This window comes from Paraburkholderia heleia NBRC 101817, assembly GCF_000739775.1.
In the GTDB taxonomy this organism is placed as follows: domain Bacteria; phylum Pseudomonadota; class Gammaproteobacteria; order Burkholderiales; family Burkholderiaceae; genus Paraburkholderia; species Paraburkholderia heleia.
Genome location: NZ_BBJH01000012.1, coordinates 1 through 19,048, shown reverse-complemented (window position 1 = coordinate 19,048; position 19,048 = coordinate 1). Strand labels below are relative to the sequence as shown.

The following is a 19,048-nucleotide window of genomic DNA, read 5'->3' as shown; positions in this document are numbered from 1 at the left end:
CGCACGGCGGGTATTTACAATCCCATGAAATAGGGGCGCACGTCCATTTCCTCTGTCCAGATCTGGACATCGAGCATGTCCTCGAAGTTAACAGGCAGCCCCTTGTACATGCAGCAAAAGCCTGTCGCGGTCCGGTAAATGACGACCCACTCGCGCTCGTCCTGCGCAGATCCGTCGGCTCCAGACTCGTGATGCGACGCCGGATGAAACACCTCTTCAATGCGCCTGCGCAGCGTGTCCCATTCAGTTTTCAGATTCATGCCGGACCTCCTTGCGTGTGGTCTGCACTGTCGATTCACGCCTCGATTCACCGTCGACGTCGGTTTTCCGGCGAAGGCCCTCGGTCGCGCGCGTCGGGAAAATGCGGATGCTGCTGGCGACAGCATCCGCAATGTGCTCTTTCGCAACGACGCCGCTCACGCGCAACAAACCCGAATCGTCACGTGCGGTCACGATTGCCATCGTCGCACGACGTTGCCGTAGCTGGCCGATGACGTCGAACGCGGCATCGGACTCGTCAACGACGATGTAGTTGTGCTGCGCGAGCCTGCCAAGCGTCACCGACGGGTCGTCCCGGCTTACGGCGCGCCGTAGCCCGGTGTTGATGCGAAGTACACCGTGGATTTTGCCCTCAAGGGTGATAACCACGTGACGAAATGCCGGATCGTCGGGCGAGCGCAGCAGATCGCGGAACGGTACGCCCGCGTCGAGCACCAGAACGTCGGTTTCCATGACCTGTCTGGCGCTTTGCACGAGAAACATGTTGGCATGCAGCGCATTGGGAATGTTATGTCCGCGTCGCGCGAGCTTGAGGGTGTAGATGCTTTCTGGTGAGAGCAGCCGACGCGTACCGAGACTGAACGCCACGGCGATGATCATGGGGAGCACAATGTCATAGTCCCGTGTCATCTCGAAGATCATCGCCACGGCAGTCATCGCCGCACCGGTGCCGCCGCCAACCATCGCACCCATGCCCACCATCGCGAACGCCGGTCCGCTGACCGGAACACCGGGCAACATGGACTGGAAGGCTGACGCGAGGGCAGCGCCAAGTGTCGCACCGATGAAGAGAGACGGCGAAAAGACGCCCCCTGATGATCCCGAGCCAAGACTGACCGAAGTGGCGACTGTTTTCGCGAGCGCGAGCATCAGCAGAAACAGGCCGCCCTGCAACTGTCCATAGAGCGTTGCCTGAATCGTCGCGTAACCCACGCCCGATACATAGTAATGCCCCCCGTGGCGCATCAGCCCGTACATCAGCACGCCCACGAGCAGCATACCGAACGCATGGCGCCCGTAGCGACCTGGGATACGCTCAAAGCCGTCTTCGGTCCAGTGCAACGCGCGTATCAGCAATGCTGCCGCAGCACCGGTCACGACGCCCAGTACCGCATACAGCATCATCGTGAGGGCGCTGCCCGGCTGGTTTGGCAACGCGCCCAGTTGTGCCGGCACCAGAAACGCAGGTTCGCCACCAAAAAACAGCCGTCCGACGAATGTGGCGGTTCCGGTCGCAAGCGCAACGGGCAGAAACGTGTTGACGCTGATCTCAGGCATCATCAGTTCGGTAGCGAACAGGACACCGCCGATGGGCGTGTTGAACGTCGCGGCGATCCCGGCGCCGGCGCCCGCGGCCACCAGCGTGATGCGCTGGCCCACCGCCATCGGTATCGCCTGGCCGAGTGTCGAGCCGAGTGCCGAACCGATCTGGATGATCGGACCTTCCCGTCCGACCGCGGCCCCCGTGCCGATTGCGAACGCGGACGCAAGGGATTTCACGATGGCGACAACCGGCCGGATGATCCCGCTCCTGAAATAGATCGCGTCCATGACTTCAGGCACGCCGTGACCCTTCGCCTCCGGTGCGAAGGTGCTGACAAGCCAGGTCACGACGATGCTGCCCGCAACGGGCACGAGGATGACCCACGCTCCCCACGGGGCTTCGGGCGTGAACCGGCTCGCGTCGTATGAAAAGGAGAGGTGGCCAAGGAAGAATGCGTTGTGGACGCCCCCTATGAGACCGCGAAATACGACCGCCCCCAGGCCCGTGACAATGCCGACCAGGAACGCATGGAAGCACAACTGGTAAAGACTGACAGGATGTGCGTCGTCGTCGGGCATCGGGACGGGTGCGGCGCGCACGGCCTGGCGAGCGGCGGCCTGTTCGGGGTTGTCTGATCCGCCGTCGTGGTCCATTGCCATGCGCTCCTTGTGTGGGCAGTTGCCGCGTTTAGGTTCTAGCTGGTGCTGTCCATCCGGGCCATCATGGCCGATGTTTCGCTGCTGTCCAGTGATGAACGAAGCGCGAGCAAAAGCACTATCACGCTCCAGAGGGAAACCACGAGAATGTCCCAGCCGAAGCTGAGCAACCCGCGCCCACCGTCAATTCCCCCGAGCCACGAAAGCAGCCACAGCCCACCAAACCAGGGAAGCAGCCAGGCGATGTGGCGCCAGCCGAAATCGTGAGCGGAGCGCCGCGCAACGAAGTGATAGTGAAGCGCATAGAGGACGAAGCCGATCGCGAGCAGCGAAAAGAGGAAATTGTTTGTCCTGAATCCGGTCCAGTAGATGATGAGGTTGCTGCAGATGAAGGCGAGCGGCGCGACGACACCTGCACCCCGCATCCGGAAGGGGCGCCTGAGATCGGGCAGGTTACGTCGCAGCACGATGAGCGCGATGGGTCCAAGGCCGTAAGTGAGGACCGTCACCGACGTGATATAGCTGACCATTTGCTGCCAAGCTGGAAACGGCAGCAGGAAGAGCACACCGACCACCCACATGACCAGCACGGCTACCCACGGAATCCTGAAGCGGTTCAGGCGGGTAAGCGCCTGCGGGCCCGCATTCATCTCACCAGCCGCAAAGAGCACACGTGAGCCGCCGGTGACATACATCAGGCCCGTTCCGCCGGGCGACACATAAGCGTCGATATAGAGTAGCGTGGCCATCCAGCCGAGCCCCAGTGTTGCGGCGAGACCGGCGAACGGACCCATTTCACCCTTGAAGCTCATGTGTGACCAGCCGTGCGCGAGGTCGCCAGGCGAGAGCGCCATGATGAACGCAACCTGAAGCAGGATATAGATAATGGCCGCAAGGACGACCGCGCCGATCACCGCAAGAGGAATCGTCCGATGCGGGTTCGCGGATTCACCGCCCAGGTCAATCGCCGTGCGAAAGCCCAGGTAGCTGAACACGATCCCGGCAGCGGGCAACGCCGTGAACATTCCCGAAAGGCTGTAGCTGTCTGGCGATGCGTGCATCACGTCCCAGTGTGTGCTTGCCGTCATCAGCGCGACGATCGTGACGAGCGGCACCAGTATCTTCCACCAGGTGATGGTCGAGTTGACGTTAAGCAGCCAGCGCACCACCATCAGGTTCAGCAAGGCCGTGATGCCAAGGAGTGCCGCGCACGTGACGAAACCCGTGAGCGTGAGGAGCCCCGAAGTGCCGGGACGGATGAACCATGGAAGATAGTTGTTGGCGTAGGTGACGATTGCCTCCGCCTCGACTGCCGGAACGGGCACATAGGCCAGGAAGAGGAGCCAGCACCACAGCTGACCCAGTCCTTCACCGTGGCTGGCATGGCTCATGTGCACCAGCGCGCCGCTTCGCGGGAAGAGGGCGGCGAGTTCCGCGAAACACAGCGCAATCAGCATGATGATGACCGCGCCAATGATCCAGCTGCCGATGCTCAACGGACCGGCGATGCGCGAAGCGTGGTATGCGCCGAACAGCCAGCCCGAGCCAATCATGCTGGTCGTGCTGGCAAACAATAGCCCTACGATTCCGGCATCGCGCCGGAGCTTGCCTTCGAGGGTCAGGCTTGAGGACGTGCTCATGCCGAACTCCTTGCATTCAATGGCCCCTGACCGTTTGCTTTGCTCTAGTACCGTTTGTTGCCTTCCCCTGATTGAAGGCATGAACCCAAAATGCGGACTCCCGCCTTTGCCGTGAGGACCTTGCGGGCCCGGCCATCGCGGCGCTATTCTTTTTCCTCCCTGAAGGCCCAGCCGAAAGACTGCACCTCCGACTTGTGTAGCGCGGCGAGTCTCAGCAGGCAGCGTTCGCCTTCCTCCGTCAGGTGCACCTGGACCTCGCGGCGGTCATGGGCGCTGGTCACACGGAGTACCAGGCCGGCCGTCTCGCAGCGCGTGACGAGCGCCGCCGTGCCATGCGAAGACGCCTGCAGGCGCTCCGCGATCTCGCCCACGGTAGCCCAGTCGCGATCGGGAAAGGCGCGCGTATGCAGCATCAGCATGTACTGCAGCGGCGTCACGCCCTCCGCGTGCGCGATTTCCTCTGACACCCGCAAAAATCGCCGAAGGCGATACCGGAACTCCGAAAGCTCTTCCAGGTCGGCTCTCGTCACCTTTTCAGTCACTTTCCGGGTTTTCGGTGGCATAGGCCCGTCCATGTTTTTCGGGTTTCAGATGGGAAAAGGTCACTATGTGACATAAAATATAGGCGCATTTGAGTCATCGTGCAAAACGCCATTGTAAGGGAGCCGCGGGTCACGGCACGGTTCGTGCCGTGACCCGCCAGGCCTCGATATATGGGACGCATCGCATTGCTCGGGTTGATCCTGATGTCTGCCGCAAGTTCCGGTTACGCTGACGAAACGTCCGTTGCCGGAGGCACCGCTGCGCACTGTCGGTCCTGCTTCGCGCGGAATCTGTCGGAGGAACCGCAGCGCACGCCTGCTATTGGTCAGTCAGTGTTCGTGCCCGGTGGGCAGGCCCGCGCAGGCAGCGGCAGGTTTTTTCCTGTGCTCCCGAGCGGACAGGGGCAGTTCGAGGTCGAGTCGTCGAAGCTGCGTGGTCAACGCTTTCGGTGGCACGCACCGTGACGCCACGTGCGTCCGGGGTATCGTGTTGCCGCTGGCTGCCAGCACCCTTCGGCCAACGTACGCATTCGCAAACGCCAGAGGGGCCGACCAGCGATATTTTGCACGATCGTTGGAATGGTGTTGACTTTCGTACGGGGCGAGCCGCCCGTCGTGTTTTCGGTGAGCGGGATTCTGGTGCGTGGTGTTTGCCTCCTCGCGTCAAGCGACAACTGGTGCTGGGCGGAACTCGCGGCGCTGCGTGCCGGTATGATCGGCCTTGGTCGGGGATTCGCATACGCGAGACAGTTGCGCCTGAGGCCTTACAGGCATGAGGCGATTGTCCAGTAAGCCGGGGGACAGGAGGCTCGCCGTCCAGCTTGTCGAGTCAGACGGTCATGGCGGATAGCGGGTTAGTCGCGTGCTGGACGATGTGTCCCCACGGGATCTAACAAGGCAAACACAGATGGCTGGAGGGAACTTGAAACGCATCGACTGCTGCGTGCTGCTGTTTGGCGGCCTCCTGCTTGTTGCATGCACGCGTGGCGGCGGGGTTTTCGCCCTGGCACCGGCATTTAGCATGCATTCGCGAACACCAAAGTCGATGGTTGCAGCATGCATATGGTCGTACTGGCAGCAATCCGCGCGTAAGCCGCACTTCAGCGCATCTCACGGTGTTGTGCGTATCAGTGCACGCTCCTATTTCAAGGGAGTCCCATTTGGTGCGCTGTTACGCCCCCAGCATGGCGGTACGATGGTCGAGTACTTCGAGAGTCGCGTCGCACCCGAAAGGTACCTGGCGGATCTGAAGCGCTGCGCCCGGCTTGATGAGCACAGCGTCGACAAGGATTAGCGGACGATGACCCGCAGTGAGCGAAAGCACGCCGGCAAATGAGCCGGCAAATCCCGTCTCGCCAGCCCTTCATTCCACCCCTTCCGGTCCTGCCCGGGACCGGGGCCCTGAATCTCGCGGATCTGGTACAGCGCTCAGGTAGCGGGCTTTGTCGTCACGCTGGCGTATGGCTTGTCGGGCGGCACATTGAGCAATCGCATCGTTTGCGACGCAATGCTGACAAAGGCTGGTCCGGCGACTGCTCCACCAAAATGGGATCCCTTTCGGGGCCGGTCGATGGAAACGGCAATGATCACTCGCGGTGCCCGGGCCGGTATGATGCCGACGAAGGAGGCGCGGTACTGGCCATGATCGTACCCGCTCCGGGTCCAGCGGTAAGCGGTTCCCGTCTTTCCCGCGACGGTATAGCCCGTAACCGCTGCCTGCGGCGCAGTTCCGGCGGCGCTGACGACCTGTTCCATCATGGACCGGACTTCACGTGCGGTGCGCACGGAATAGACGCGGCGACCGGAGGGTGGCGCGGGCTGCCAGTGTATCGTCGCGGGCACAAATACTCCGTCGTTGGCGAATGCCGTGTAGGCCTGCGCAAGTTGAAGTAGAGACGCGGAAAGCCCGTATCCGTAGGACATCGTCGCCTGTTCAATGCGGCGCCATCCTTTCCACGCGCGCACGTTGCCTGCCGCTTCACCGGGCAGGCCGGCGTGCGGTGCTCTACCCAGTCCGACCTTGCGGAAATTGTGCCACATGTCTTCGGCCGGCATCATCATCGCGATCTTCGTAGTGCCAACGTTACTCGACTTCTCGATGACGCCCGCGACGGTTAGCGTGCCGAAGTCTGCGTCGTCATGGATGGTCACGCCGTCCAGACGCAGCCTTCCATCATCTGTTGTTACAACGGAATTTGGCGTGATGCGCTGCTCCTGAAGGGCAAGAGCGATCGTGATGGGCTTCATCACGGACCCCGGTTCGAATACGTCCGTGACGGCACGGTTGCGCATGGCGAGACCGCTGCTGCGCAACCGGCTGTTTGGATCGAAGCTGGGCCAGTTTGCCATGGCGAGGATTTCACCTGTATGCGCGTCGAGCACGATGGCCGAGCCCGATCGTGCACCGGAGTGCGTGACCGCATCCTGCAATGCACGATATGCGGCGTACTGCACCCGCAGGTCAAGCGAGAGCCGGAGATCCATGCCTTTGCGGGGCGCAGATTGTGCCAGGTTAGCGATGATTTCTCCCCTGGCGTCGTGCAGTGTCCGGCGCCAGCCATTTATGCCGCGCAGCTGTCGTTCTGCCGCAAATTCGATCCCTTCCTGGCCGTGGCCGTCGATGCCCGTGAAGCCGACGACGTTCGCCGTGACCGACGACTCCGGATAGAAGCGACGATAGTCCTTCTGCTCGAATACGCCGGGCACATTGAGGCGCATGGCGCGCTCAGCAACGTCAGTTGGGATCTGGCGCGCGAGATAGACGAACTGGCGCTGCGAAGCGTACGCATGTTCGACGACGGCGGGCGCAATCTGAAGGATACGGGCCAGAGCCTGAATCTGGGAGCTGGAGGCGGCCACCCCCGTTGCCGACGCATCCAGCCAGACCGTACGCGTTGGCAGATTCATGGCCAGGACGCGCCCGTTGCGGTCGAAAATATGCCCACGGGATGCGAGTGTGTCGCGATCGCTTACCTGGCGGATTTCCCCCTGTCGCTGATAAAAGTCATCCTTGACGCATTGGACCCACGCGGCCCTTAGTATCAAGGCGAGAAACGCACTGGCGAATACAAGGCCGGCGAACCTGGAGCGCCCAGTCTGGAATGCGCCGGACTTCACTGCATGTTGGGAAAGGCCTGAATATCTTCGGTTTCCTGACATCGGCGAGGCATGTCTCCTGAAACTGTTCCTGCCACCGGGCAGTACTGGTCTACCCGGCGCTGCTGGTACGTGAACTCGTCCACTCAAGCAGGTTCGCACAACCTCGAGCGAGTCCACGCAGGCGAGTATTGCCAGGGGGCCTAGCTTGCTGGCTTGACATAACTGCCCGAGATCCAGTAATTCATCTGTCCGCGTGGGCCGTTGACAAGGACCGGGCCAGGATCATCGACACCGTCGTCAGAAATCGTGCACGTCTTCGTGCCATCGGGAATCATTTTCACCTGCTGGGCCATGGAAAATCTCGCGAGCTTCACAGGCGTAAGTGGGTAAAGCTGGCTATATATGTCGTAGCTGATAGCACCGGGCGCATCACCCTCGATTTTCACCGGTGCGCCCTGGCTGCAGATGTGCGCGCCAGCAGTTACGGAAAAGGCGCCCGTCAGGGCAATAAGGAAGGCTCGCTTCATGGTAAATCCTGCCAGGTCGGAAAAGCGCTGCCATACACTCACCTTGTTTCGGGCGGTTTCAGGCAAGTTCGGCAGCGGTGCGCAAGAATTATACGTTTACATGCGTGAATAATCGGAATTATTTCACGATGTGACATTTTGAGCGTGCACTACGAATACGTGGCGGTTATTGCCTGTAGTCGCCCAGGGAAGGGAAAAGCCGCGGAAAGGAACGTCCGGCACTCATATCCTGAATGAGTGCACTGACCTCGCTCGCGAACGATGAGAGTTGACATCAGTTTGCGCTGACCTGGGAACCGACATACAGCGCAGGTGTAGCAACGGCTGGCAGTTCAGCCGGCATCACATGCAATCACTGCCGCGCCAGCGTGCGTGAGTAGCAAGCCAAAATAGTGAATGGGAAACGACGGGGCCAGTAGATATTTCCGGGTGAAAAGTCGCGGGCGTCAAAATTGCGACCTCGACGCAGCGACTCGACCTGAAGCTTTGCCTTCTCCCGGCACGAAACGCAGGTGCGGGGACTTCTGCGTGATGATCGCGGCGCCCATTTCACGGAACCTTTGATCACGATCGCCGACCAACCTGTCTGCGTCGCCGATATGAGTGGTGCGTTCATTGTAGAAAATAACGGGGAAAACAATGAAAAGCTGGCTGGATCTCAATTTCTTTCTCGGCATACCTGCGAGCCGCTGGTGTTATGCGCTGGCTGCCACGGCCGTTATCTATCTGGTTCTGAGTACGACGATCAGGGTAGCAGTCAAAAGACTCGATGCATGGTCGAGCCGAACGTCAACGTGGGTCGACGACGCGCTCGTGGACGTGCTGCGGAGCACCCGGGCGTTTCTGCTCCTCGCCGCGGCCACGCTGGCTGGAACCCAATTTCTTGCGCTTCCGGAAATCTGGGGCAGCCGGATCGACAAGCTTTGGTTCCTTGTTGTCGGCATCCAGGTCGCGTTATGGCTTAACCGGAGCGTCGGGCTGTGGACTCACCATCGGGTCAGAGCGACGCTCGCGCAGAATCCCGTGCTGACAACGATGACGGCGTGGGTGTTGCGTGCCGTCCTGTGGTCGATACTGTTGCTGGCCGTGCTCGCCAATATGGGCGTAAATATCACCGCCTTTGTTGCGAGTCTGGGAGTGGGTGGCGTCGCGGTGGCGCTGGCCGTGCAGAGCATCCTCAGCGATCTTTTCGCGTCGCTGGCAATCGGACTGGACAAGCCCTTCGAGATTGGCGATTTCATCACCTTCGGTGATGTCGCTGGCAGCGTCGAATATATCGGCCTGAAAACCACCCGTATCCGGAGCATCAGCGGCCAGGAGATTATCTGCAGCAATACGGCATTGCTCAAGAACGTGATTAACAACTACAAGCGCATGACCGAGCGCCGCATTGTCTTCACATTCGGGCTGAGATATGACGCGACACCCGAGCAGTTGCGCCGGGTGCCGGAGCGGGTGAGGGCGGTAATTGAAGCGGCCGGCGCGACACGCTTTGATCGTGCCCACTTCAAGGGATTCGGGGCGAGCGACCTGACATTCGAGGTCGTGTATTACGTCACCGATCCCGGTTATAACCTTTACATGGATATCCAGCAGAAGATCAACCTGGGCGTCATGGAGCTTATCCGCGACCTGGATCTGGGCTTCGCCCTGCCTTCGAGGACGATCTACGTCGCGCAGCCAACCGGTGAAAGGGAAACTGTTGAGCCGCTCGGCGCCCACTAGTGGCGATCAAAAGAACGGCAGACCGCAGATGGACCGCCAGGACTGTGGCGAGTCTCATGTAGAATTCACAAAGGGTGTTAGCTGCATTGGGCGGCGAGACAGGTCATCTGCGCTGGTCGGGCCGCCACGCAGGACGACCCGCGCCGATGCAACGAAACCTGACTCCTCTGAACCTTCCTCCAGTTGAACGCATTGCCCGCAGGGCCTTCACAGCGCTTGAGCATTTCCTGCACATCGAGGCGGCAAGCGGCATCATGTTGCTTGTCGCGGCTGTCACTGCGCTGGTCTGGGCGAACTCGCCGCTTGGCGAGTCGTATCACGCGCTCTGGGATGCACCAGTCGTCTTCGGATTAGGCGAACATGCCTTCAGACAACCGCTGCATTTCTGGATCAACGATGCGTTGATGACGGTGTTTTTCCTTGTGGTTGGCATGGAGATCCGCCGGGAACTTCATGAAGGATCTCTGAGTGAAATCAGGCAGGCGCTGTTGCCTCTTGCAGCTGCAATTGGTGGAGTTGCGGCACCGGCGCTCTTCTATTGCGTTGTGAACCGCTCGTCGTCGATGGTTGCAGGGTGGGCGGTTCCCACGGCGACTGACATCGCCTTCGCCGTTGGCGTGCTGGCGCTGCTCGGCCGATCGATTCCCGGCAATGTACGCATTTTCCTGCTGACCCTTGCGATCGTCGACGACATCATCGCGGTACTTATCATCGCGATTTTCTACTCCTCGGGTCTCGACTATGTGGGGTTTGTTATCGCCGCGGCCGGCATCGTGCTGATCCTCGTCATGCAACGGCTGGGTATTGGCGCGGCGCAGCCGTACGTTGTTCCCGGCGCAATCATCTGGTTCGGCTTTTACGTGAGTGGCGCCCATCCGACGCTGGCAGGTGTCGTGCTCGGGCTCCTCACACCTGTGATGCCGGGGCGCAGGCGGGAGAATGCCTTGATTGAGCTGGCCCGCGCGGCGGGCGACGTGACCAGCAGTGATGCCGATCCTGGTAGCGACCTCGATCGCCTCGCGAGACCAATGCAGAAACTGCGTCTGGCGCAGCGCCAGCTGCTTGCGCCGGTGTTGCGGGTACAGTGGGCGCTGCATCCGTGGGTAGCCTACGGCATCATGCCGCTCTTCGCACTTGCCAATGCCGGGGTGACTTTGGGTGGTATTGATCTGACGCATCCAGAGTTTCTGCGCGTGTTTGCCGGGGTGGCCGTGGCGCTCGTATTGGGCAAACCGCTTGGCGTAGTGACTGTCTGCTGGTTGCTGGTGAAATCGGGACTTTGCCGTTTGCCCACCGGCGTGACGTGGTCCGGGATCGCGCTCGTCGCTCTGCTTGCAGGCGTCGGCTTTACGATGTCGATCTTTATTTCGATGCTCGCGTTTGCAGAGCCAGGTGCTCTTGGTGCTGCGAAACTCGGCGTGCTAACCGGTTCGCTGGTCGCCGGAGCCCTTGGCCTTGGTTGGGGAGCGGTCTACGCGAGAACGCTACGCAGGAATGCGTGCTGATTCGCCAGTCACTGTACTGCCCCGCTGTCCATCAAGGAGCTGCATCCTGATCTCGCAGGGTAGTGGCCGGGTGCTGCCGCGGCAAGGATGCGGCATGCATCCATCACACCCATACCGGTTTGATTCAGGTGCGGCTGCAGGATGGCGGCGATACACAGATGCAGCGCGGCTGGCGCGTGCCCGGACGGGCACGATGTGACGCACGGGAATGTGAAAATGCGAGGGAGGCGGGGTTTGCATGTAGCCTCGCCATCCGGTCGGGTCGTCGCAAGGCGAGCTACCCTGAAGGCGTGCGCGAGAGATTTCAACGCTACGCCCGTAATGCTGCTGTCAACCGTTCGTGGCATTAGAGCGGGTAGCCGTCCAGACGTGGCGGGCGATCATCAGCTCTTCATCCGTCGGGATTACCCAGGCCGAAATCCGGCTTCCCGGTGTCGTGATGCGCGGCCCGCCTGTTGCGTTGGCGCTGTGGTCAAGGTCCAGACCCAGCCACGCCATGCCCTCGCAAACAAGCCGCCGAATTTCGCTGGCGTGTTCACCGATCCCCGCCGTGAAGACCAGGGCGTCAATACCGCCGAGGGCCACCGCCATCGAACCGAGCTCGCACTTGATACGATAGACAAAGAGCGCGATGGCCTGGATGGCCGACGGACGATCGCTGGCCAGAAGGACCCGCATATCACCGCTTATGCCGGAAACGCCGAGCAGGCCTGAGCCATGATAAAGAAGATCGCTGACCTCGTCCGCGGTCATGCCTTTTTCCTCGATCAGGTATAACACCACGCCTGGATCGAGATTGCCGCATCGGCAACTCATCGGCAAACCGTCCAGCGTCGAGAAGCCCATCGTGGTCGCCACGCTTCTGCGCTCGTGAAGTGCACACAGGCTTGCGCCGCTGCCAAGATGGGCGACGGCATGCCCGACGACGTCAGGGAGGACGCTCGCAATGTATTCGTACGACAGGCCGTGAAATCCATATCGCCGGATCCCTGCTGCGCTCAGGCCCCTCGGTAACGCAAAGGCAGCCGCCACCTCGGGCTGGGTGCAATGAAACGCCGTATCGAAGCATGCAAACTGCGGCACTTGGGGGTTGAGCTTCAGCACGGCCACGATTGCGGCAAGGCAGTGAGGCTGATGCAACGGTGCGAGTGGAATAAGCCGGCGAAGTTCTTCGACGATCGCCGCGTCGATGCGAACCGGCGAGATATGGTGTAATCCACCGTGGACGACTCGATGTCCCGTGGCGACCAGCCGATGATCGCGAAAATGGCGCCCGATCCAGCGGAGCAGTTCGGACAGCGCGTCCGTATGAGTGATGCCTTCCGGGTACTCGTCAGCGAGTACTGCACCGCCGCGCGTTTTCGCCGTAAAGTGCAAGCGCTCGCCGATTCCCTCGCATTCGCCGTGGCACAGGGCGTCTGTCCGTTCCGGCCGAGGGTGCCCCGAAAAGAAAGAGAACTTGATGCTTGACGAGCCGGCATTCAAAACGAGGATTACATCGTTCATGCAATTGCCCACGTTGCGAGACAGGCCTCCAGCAGCGCAACTTCGCACGAGCCTTGCCACACAATCATCCAGTATGCACGACTTGTCAAGGCGATCGGACACGGGACGTCGGGGCGATCGGCATCGCGCAGCAGTCGCTCTCGCGCGCAAGGCGAACGTTCGGCATTACCGCAATGGACGCCGCCGATCGTAAGGACCAGCGCATGTCTCAATAGCCATGGCATGAAAGACCTTCATGTTTCCTGTACCTGCCGCCAGAGCAAATGACCGGCTGGCCGTTCGGCCCTTGCGTAGCGGATCAGCATCCGGGGGCAGGCGGATAACATGGTGCGCCACGGCGCAACTCCCTGCGGCGGTCGGCGACTTCCTGACCAACGCGTCGCCGCTTCTCTTCAGCCTGGTGGGAAAGCGCATCCTGCTGGTCAAATATACCCATATATGTCACTATGTGATATATATGGGTGTGGGAAATCGGAAATCCGGATTTGTATTTCGTGGCATCCTGAACCTGCGGCGCACGCACCCCGGATCCATACCGAAAGTGCTCGGCGAGCCGAGAACGTCGCGCGTTGCGAATTAAATGAGGAGGTAATAATGATGGTTACCTTTCAATCACGAGCTGCGCCTGAGGTAGTGTTGCTCAGGGATCAGGCGGAATATCTGCTTGGCCTGATTGGCCGACGTCTCGATGCCCGAGGCGCCATCGTGCATGACGAACTACACGATGCGATCACGCGTCTCGAAAGCGAAATCAGTTCGGTGGAGCAGGCAGAACGGTCGCTCGACCAACTGCCGCATTCGGGGGGTGGCAACCGCATGCCGCTCAACGAGCTATCCCAGCGCGCGTGGCCTTTACTTCAGATGATGCGCGAAGCTGAGAGGTTGAACGCAGACATTATCTGGGGGCTGTAGGCGGGCGCGGGGGACGCGTGAGTCATGTGAGAAATAGCTATCCCGGTAACGGGGAGCGGCACAGCCGATTCGGACTTTCTCCCTTTTCCGCCGCCACAGCCCTTACTGCGAGTCCAGCGTTCTTCGAGGATTGCGCGAGTCGGCCTGCTGCATAGCATCGGGAGCCGCGGAAGTCGTCTGAATGAAGCAGTCGCCCCGTATCCTGTCCGTCAAGCTTCCGGCGATCTGCATCTCGTTCAATCTATTGACCAGTTTGCCTTGGCAATATGTCACGGCATGACCTAAAATGGAATTTCCGGGTGAAAACTGAAAACACCACCGTCCAGGCGATAGTTCTTGCCGGAATTGATAGCTGCTTCTGGCCGACTGTCGTCGGGAATGGAAGCCTGCGATCAAGGCGTCTGAGAATTTCGGTCTGGTAGCGGAAAGGGGCCGTGCTGGTCTGCTAGTCCCGTGGGCGTACTATGGGTCGTACGTCTACAGATTGGAACTCGCTCATTACGTTCCATGTCTTCCTTCATCTCCTGAACACGATTATCACGGTCACGTTCAGGCATTTCTAACAAACGGATCCAGGGCGTTTCGTCCGTCAGGGGCGGTGATCATCGACGACATTGGGGTGGCGGGTTTGCGCGTGCCATCTGTCGGGTCGCCGGTTGATCGGAGCTAACCTCATGTGGGAGAGCCAGATGAGAGGACTTACCCCTGAGGGCCGACGCAATCGCCGGCTCGTTCTCAAGGCCGCCGTGGCCGCCGGAGTCACGCAGATCGCTGCTCCATTTATCATCAAGGCGCGTGGTGAGGTCCCGGTTAAATTCGGGCTGGACGATCCGCTGACTGGAACGTACGCGGAACTCGGCAGAAATGAGCAGATTGGCTGCGAGTATGCGATCGAACAGATCAATGCCCACGGCGGCATACTGGGAAGGCCAATTCAATTGATTGTGGAGGACTCGACCAGTGCGGATACCGGGACGGCAGTGCAGAAAGCGCGCAAGCTGATCGAACGTGACAAGGTGGACTTTCTGCTCGGCAACGTAAATTCTGCGATGGCGCTTGCGATCGGGCAGGTATCAAACGAGCTCAAGACGCTGCATATTGTGACCGGCGGCCACACCGACGCCGTCACCGGTACTGATTGCCACTGGAACGTCTTCCGCGTTTGCAATACGACGAGGATGGAGACGAATTCGGTGTCAAAGGTCCTGTTTGACCGCTATGGGAACAAGTGGTTCTTCATCACGCCGGACTATGCCTTTGGCCATACCCTGCAAAGCGGCTTCGAAGCCAGTCTGAAAAAATTTGGCGGCACAGAGGTGGGCGCCGCGCTCGCCCCTCTTGGGACAACTGACTATTCATCGTATCTCATCAAGGCGCAGTCCGCGAACCCCGACGTCATCCTGTTTCTTACTGCGGGACAGGACGCGGTCAATTCGCTCAAGCAGGCGGTACAGTTCGGGCTTGACAAGCGCTTTCACATCGCCGGCGCGCAGCAGGAGCTTGAGGTGCTGGAGGGCTTGCCGCCGAACGCGCGTATCGGGACCTGGGTATTCGAGTGGTATTGGGATCAACCGCACGTGCCTCACGTTGCGGAGTTCGTGTCTGGTATTCGCAAGAAAGCGGGACGAGTTCCTACGGCAAGACACTGGTTCGGATACGTTGCCGTCAACAGCATCGCCGCGGTCTCCAATCAGGAGAAGACTCTGGATGCCGTGAAGCTTGCGAAGGCGCTGGAAGGATTCAAGCTGCCAGCCGACGTCGGCCTCATGCCAGATACGCCGTTCTACCGCGCTGGAGACCATCAGTTGATGCCTGATCTGTATGTCGGTCACGCGGTGTCGCAGGGGCCAAAGCCTGACGACCTTTTTCATGTGGATCAGATCGTCAAGGGCGTCGACGCCGCGTTGCCGGTCAATGAAACGGGTTGCCATATTCACTGGTCGTGACGACGTAGCGCGCCATGAAGGCATTCGCTGCCGGATCACGCCGCACGATTTTCGGGCGAAGTCCCGGACAGCGAATGCACAGGCGATCCAGGGGGACGTATGTCGGAGTTGATCCTCTACAACGTTTTCAACGGCTTCATCATCGGGGCATTCTATGCGCTGATGGCGCTCGGGCTGTCCTTGATCCTGAACCTGAGTGGGGTGATCAATTTCGCCCACGGGGGCTTCCTCGCGCTCGGCGCATACCTCGCGTATACGATCATGCCGTACGTCGGGTTCTGGGGAGCGCTCGTCATAGCGCCCTTGCTGACCGCCGGACTCGGCGTCGGGATCGAGTACCTTCTCGTTCGCCGCATCTATGGAAGGGATCCTTTGTATAGCCTGCTGCTCACTTTTGGGCTTGCTTTCATATTGCAGGACAGCATTCGCTATATCTGGGGCCCTCAGACGTTGCCCTACGGGATTCCGGATGCGCTCAACCGGCCCTTGGACGCTTCCCTTTTTTTCCTGACGGGGTACAGGCTCTTCATGCTCACCCTGGTTGTTGGGGTCGTTGCGGCGCTGTTCGTCTTCCTGAAGCACACGCGAGCGGGAATGCGTATCCGCGCCGGTGTCAGCGACCTCGAAACCGTCTCGACCCTGGCAGTGAATGTGCGATGGCTGCGCAGCCTGAATTTCGGCCTTGGCATCTTTCTCGCCGGCCTGGCCGGAGTGCTCGCCGCCGGCATGCTGGGTCTGGAGCCCACGATCGGCGACGCGCTCATCATGCCCAGTTTCGTCGCCATCATTGTGGGTGGCCTCGGCAGCCTGCCAGGCACACTGCTCGGGGGTATCCTGATCGGCATTGCATCCGGGTTGACCACAGCCTTCTTCCCGTCTGCGACAGAGGCGGTGATCTACGTGATGATGGGGATTGTGCTACTCGTGCGGCCCAGGGGACTGCTGGGCGAAGAGGGGAGGGTGCAGTGACGACCCCACTGAAGATTGGACGCGACATCCTGATCTGGCTGGCGCTGGCGACCATGCCATACTGGATCGGATGGCTGGGCGGTTATACGGCGCTCGGCACGCGGGTACTGGTGATGGCGCTCGCTGCGATGGCGCTGAACTTCCTTCTCGGATTCACTGGCGTGCTCTCGTTCGGGCACGCCGCGTACTTTGGACTCGGGGCCTACGGTGTCGGGATGACAATCCGCTATCTCGTTCCGAGCACGCCGCTGGGCATGCTGGTCGGCGTGGCGGTGGGCACGGTGGCGGCCGCGATCGTCGGCGCGTTGATCGTCAGGCTTCGCGGCGTCTATTTTGCGATGGCGACGATCGCATTCGGCCAGGTCTTCTACTTCATTGCGTTCCGTTGGAACGCAGTCACTGGAGGTGATGACGGACTGTCCGGGTGGCACCGTATCCCGCTTCACTTCGGGCACTATGTCATTGACATTCTGGGCAACGGACTTTCTTTCTATTACTTTGTCCTCGCCTGCTTTGCAGTATCGGTAGGTGTCATGGCCGTGTTGCTGCGATCGCCGTTTGGTCGCACGCTGCTTGCGATCCGCGAGAACGAAAAACGTGCGCGATTCCTTGGTCTGCCAGTGGAGCAGCATATCTGGATGTCGTTTGTGATTTCCTGCTTCTTCGTAAGCCTTGCGGGCGTACTCTATGGTCTTCTAAATAATTTTGCTGACCCGCATGGTCTTCGCTGGGACCAGTCAGGAGATTTCGTGATCATGGCCGTGCTCGGTGGTATGCGCTCCCTCTGGGGGCCGTTAATCGGCGCGGCCGTTTTCGTGCTGGTTCAAGACTACATCTCAAGCAGGACCGAGAACTGGATGTCCTTTATCGGGTTGCTTTTTATCCTCGTCGTGCTCTTCTTCCCACGGGGAATACTCGGTTTGGGGCACGCCAGGGAGCGCTCATGAGCCTGCTCGTTGTGGACCACCTGTCGCGTCGCTTCGGAAACCTTTGCGCGGTGGACGATGTTTCGCTGACTGTGGAGGTGGGAGAACTGCGTGCCCTTATCGGCCCGAACGGCGCGGGCAAGACGACGCTCTTCAACCTGATCAGCGGGTTCTTTCCGCCGACGTCGGGCCGGATCATATTCGATGCACGTGACGTGACCGGGCTTGCTCCGCACCGGCGCGTGGCGATGGGGATGGCTCGAACCTTTCAGATCACCGAGGTGTTCCCGGAACTCTCGGTGCGGGATAACGTTCGTATCCCCGTTGAACTTCAGGCGGGCAAGCGCCTTTCGCCGTGTCTTTCGAGGGGAGCCAGGCGGGCGTTCGCCGAGCAGGTCGACGAGCTGATCGCGCTTGGCGGTCTTGGCCCGCGAGCGGACCGACTTGTTGGCGAACTGTCGCTTGGCGACCAGCGGGCGACAGAAATCATCATGTCGCTCGCGCTCCAGCCCAAGCTGCTGCTACTCGACGAACCAACTGCCGGAATGGGTGATCAGGAGACCTACGACGTGACCCGGTTAATCCGACGCCTGCACCGCGAGCGCATGCTGGCAATGGTTTTGATTGAACATGATATGCGCGTAATTTTCGAGCTGGCCCAACGGATCATGGTGCTTGCCGAGGGGCGGACTCTGGCTGAGGGAACACCCGAAGAGATTGCGGCGGACGAAGCCGTCCAGGCTGCCTATCTGGGGGTGGCTCAATGAGCGTGCTCACGGCCGAGGGGCTCCAGACGTGGTACGGGAAGAGCCATATTCTGCATGGCGTTTCGGTAGCGGTGAACGATGGCGAAATCGTTGCGCTGCTTGGGCGCAATGGAGCTGGCAAGACAACAACGCTGCGCAGCCTCGTCGGACTCACGCGGGCACGAGAAGGGAGGGTGACCATCAGGGGGCGAGAAACGAGCTCGTGGCCGCCGTACATGATCGCAGCGCTTGGGGTGGGCTATGTGCCCGAGGGGAGAAGGGTATTTGCCAGCCTGAGCGTGGAAGAGAACCTGCTGGTTCCCAATGGGCGCACCGGACCCTGGACCCTTGAGCGGGTGTACGGGCTCTTTCCTCGCCTGCGTGAGCGCCGTCGCAGCAAGGGCAGGCAATTGTCGGGCGGCGAGCAGGAAATGCTCGCGATTGCCAGAGCATTGCTGCTCAACCCTCGTATCCTGCTGCTCGACGAGCCTTCTCAGGGCCTCGCGCCGCTGATCGTGCGGGAGGTATTCGGCATTATTGCCGGCATGCGCAGGGAAGGGATGTCGATACTGCTCGTTGAGCAGAACGTGCGCGCGGCTGTTGAGATTGCCGATACGGCTTGCGTGCTTGATGACGGTCGCGTTGCATATACAGGGAGTGCCCGGGAATTCGTACGCGACGATGACCGCGTGCGCAAACTGGCGGGAGCAAGCGCTGCAGACTGGGGTAAGGCGGGTCATCCGGAAAACTAGGCGCTGTAGCCAGCAGGCGGCACGAATACAAATTGAAGATCTGGCGGGTCGACG

General features: G+C 60.4%; 16 protein-coding genes. 9 read left to right on the top strand and 7 right to left on the bottom strand.

The genetic code is table 11. From position 1 onward, the window contains the following. Window positions 1-14: 14 nt before the first annotated feature. The 4 genes from BHE01S_RS12175 to BHE01S_RS12160 form a co-directional block, all read right to left on the bottom strand. Window positions 15-260, bottom strand: a complete 246-nt coding sequence (locus tag BHE01S_RS12175; RefSeq protein ID WP_052405862.1) for a hypothetical protein — start codon at window positions 258-260, stop codon at window positions 15-17. Further along, entirely contained in the window at window positions 244-2,196 is a 1,953-nt protein-coding gene (locus BHE01S_RS12170) for a chloride channel protein (protein ID WP_245639718.1), read from the bottom strand. Before BHE01S_RS12170 ends, BHE01S_RS12175 begins: the two co-directional genes overlap by 17 nt. Before the next feature lie 41 nt (window positions 2,197-2,237). Continuing rightward, window positions 2,238-3,920, bottom strand: a complete 1,683-nt coding sequence (locus BHE01S_RS12165; RefSeq protein WP_245639717.1) for an APC family permease — start codon at window positions 3,918-3,920, stop codon at window positions 2,238-2,240. A gap of 62 nt (window positions 3,921-3,982) precedes the next feature. After that, window positions 3,983-4,402: a MarR family winged helix-turn-helix transcriptional regulator gene (locus tag BHE01S_RS12160; RefSeq protein WP_042264527.1), complete on the bottom strand. Its 420-nt coding sequence runs from the start codon at window positions 4,400-4,402 to the stop codon at window positions 3,983-3,985. A 901-nt stretch (window positions 4,403-5,303) separates the two neighbouring features. Between BHE01S_RS12160 and BHE01S_RS37735 the strand changes: the two genes are divergently transcribed. Then, the gene (locus BHE01S_RS37735) at window positions 5,304-5,675 is read left to right on the top strand and encodes a hypothetical protein (protein ID WP_157025326.1); all 372 of its coding nucleotides are present in this window, start codon (window positions 5,304-5,306) and stop codon (window positions 5,673-5,675) included. 134 nt (window positions 5,676-5,809) lie between these two features. On the opposite strand, the gene BHE01S_RS12150 is transcribed toward BHE01S_RS37735, so the two are convergent. Continuing rightward, window positions 5,810-7,540, bottom strand: coding sequence for a peptidoglycan D,D-transpeptidase FtsI family protein (locus BHE01S_RS12150; protein WP_084068776.1), 1,731 nt, complete (start codon window positions 7,538-7,540; stop codon window positions 5,810-5,812). 140 nt (window positions 7,541-7,680) lie between these two features. After that, entirely contained in the window at window positions 7,681-8,007 is a 327-nt protein-coding gene (locus BHE01S_RS12145; RefSeq protein ID WP_042264195.1) for a hypothetical protein, read from the bottom strand. Window positions 8,008-8,646: 639 nt separating this feature from the next. Between BHE01S_RS12145 and BHE01S_RS12140 the strand changes: the two genes are divergently transcribed. Then, the gene (locus tag BHE01S_RS12140) at window positions 8,647-9,732 is read left to right on the top strand and encodes a mechanosensitive ion channel family protein (RefSeq protein WP_042264193.1); all 1,086 of its coding nucleotides are present in this window, start codon (window positions 8,647-8,649) and stop codon (window positions 9,730-9,732) included. A 146-nt stretch (window positions 9,733-9,878) separates the two neighbouring features. Beyond that, window positions 9,879-11,237, top strand: a complete 1,359-nt coding sequence (nhaA, locus tag BHE01S_RS12135; RefSeq protein WP_042264191.1) for a Na+/H+ antiporter NhaA — start codon at window positions 9,879-9,881, stop codon at window positions 11,235-11,237. Window positions 11,238-11,567: 330 nt separating this feature from the next. Here the strand turns inward: nhaA and BHE01S_RS12130 are convergent, their stop codons facing one another. Beyond that, window positions 11,568-12,743, bottom strand: coding sequence for an acetate/propionate family kinase (locus BHE01S_RS12130; RefSeq protein ID WP_042264189.1), 1,176 nt, complete (start codon window positions 12,741-12,743; stop codon window positions 11,568-11,570). A 594-nt stretch (window positions 12,744-13,337) separates the two neighbouring features. Here BHE01S_RS12130 and BHE01S_RS12125 point away from each other — a divergent pair. The 6 genes from BHE01S_RS12125 (at window position 13,338) to BHE01S_RS12100 (ending at window position 18,994) form a co-directional block, all read left to right on the top strand. Next, on the top strand, window positions 13,338-13,655 hold the full coding sequence (locus BHE01S_RS12125; protein ID WP_042264187.1) for a DUF1840 domain-containing protein: 318 nt from the start codon (window positions 13,338-13,340) through the stop codon (window positions 13,653-13,655). A gap of 689 nt (window positions 13,656-14,344) precedes the next feature. Then, window positions 14,345-15,601, top strand: coding sequence for an ABC transporter substrate-binding protein (locus BHE01S_RS12120; RefSeq protein WP_042264524.1), 1,257 nt, complete (start codon window positions 14,345-14,347; stop codon window positions 15,599-15,601). Window positions 15,602-15,700: 99 nt separating this feature from the next. Continuing rightward, window positions 15,701-16,570: a branched-chain amino acid ABC transporter permease gene (locus tag BHE01S_RS12115; protein ID WP_042264186.1), complete on the top strand. Its 870-nt coding sequence runs from the start codon at window positions 15,701-15,703 to the stop codon at window positions 16,568-16,570. A gap of 53 nt (window positions 16,571-16,623) precedes the next feature. Then, entirely contained in the window at window positions 16,624-17,517 is an 894-nt protein-coding gene (locus BHE01S_RS12110; RefSeq protein ID WP_084068814.1) for a branched-chain amino acid ABC transporter permease, read from the top strand. Then, complete coding sequence (locus BHE01S_RS12105) at window positions 17,514-18,263, top strand: ABC transporter ATP-binding protein (protein WP_042264183.1); 750 nt, start codon at window positions 17,514-17,516, stop codon at window positions 18,261-18,263. Before BHE01S_RS12110 ends, BHE01S_RS12105 begins: the two co-directional genes overlap by 4 nt. Beyond that, on the top strand, window positions 18,260-18,994 hold the full coding sequence (locus BHE01S_RS12100; protein ID WP_042264182.1) for an ABC transporter ATP-binding protein: 735 nt from the start codon (window positions 18,260-18,262) through the stop codon (window positions 18,992-18,994). Before BHE01S_RS12105 ends, BHE01S_RS12100 begins: the two co-directional genes overlap by 4 nt. The last annotated feature ends 54 nt before the right edge of the window (window positions 18,995-19,048 follow it).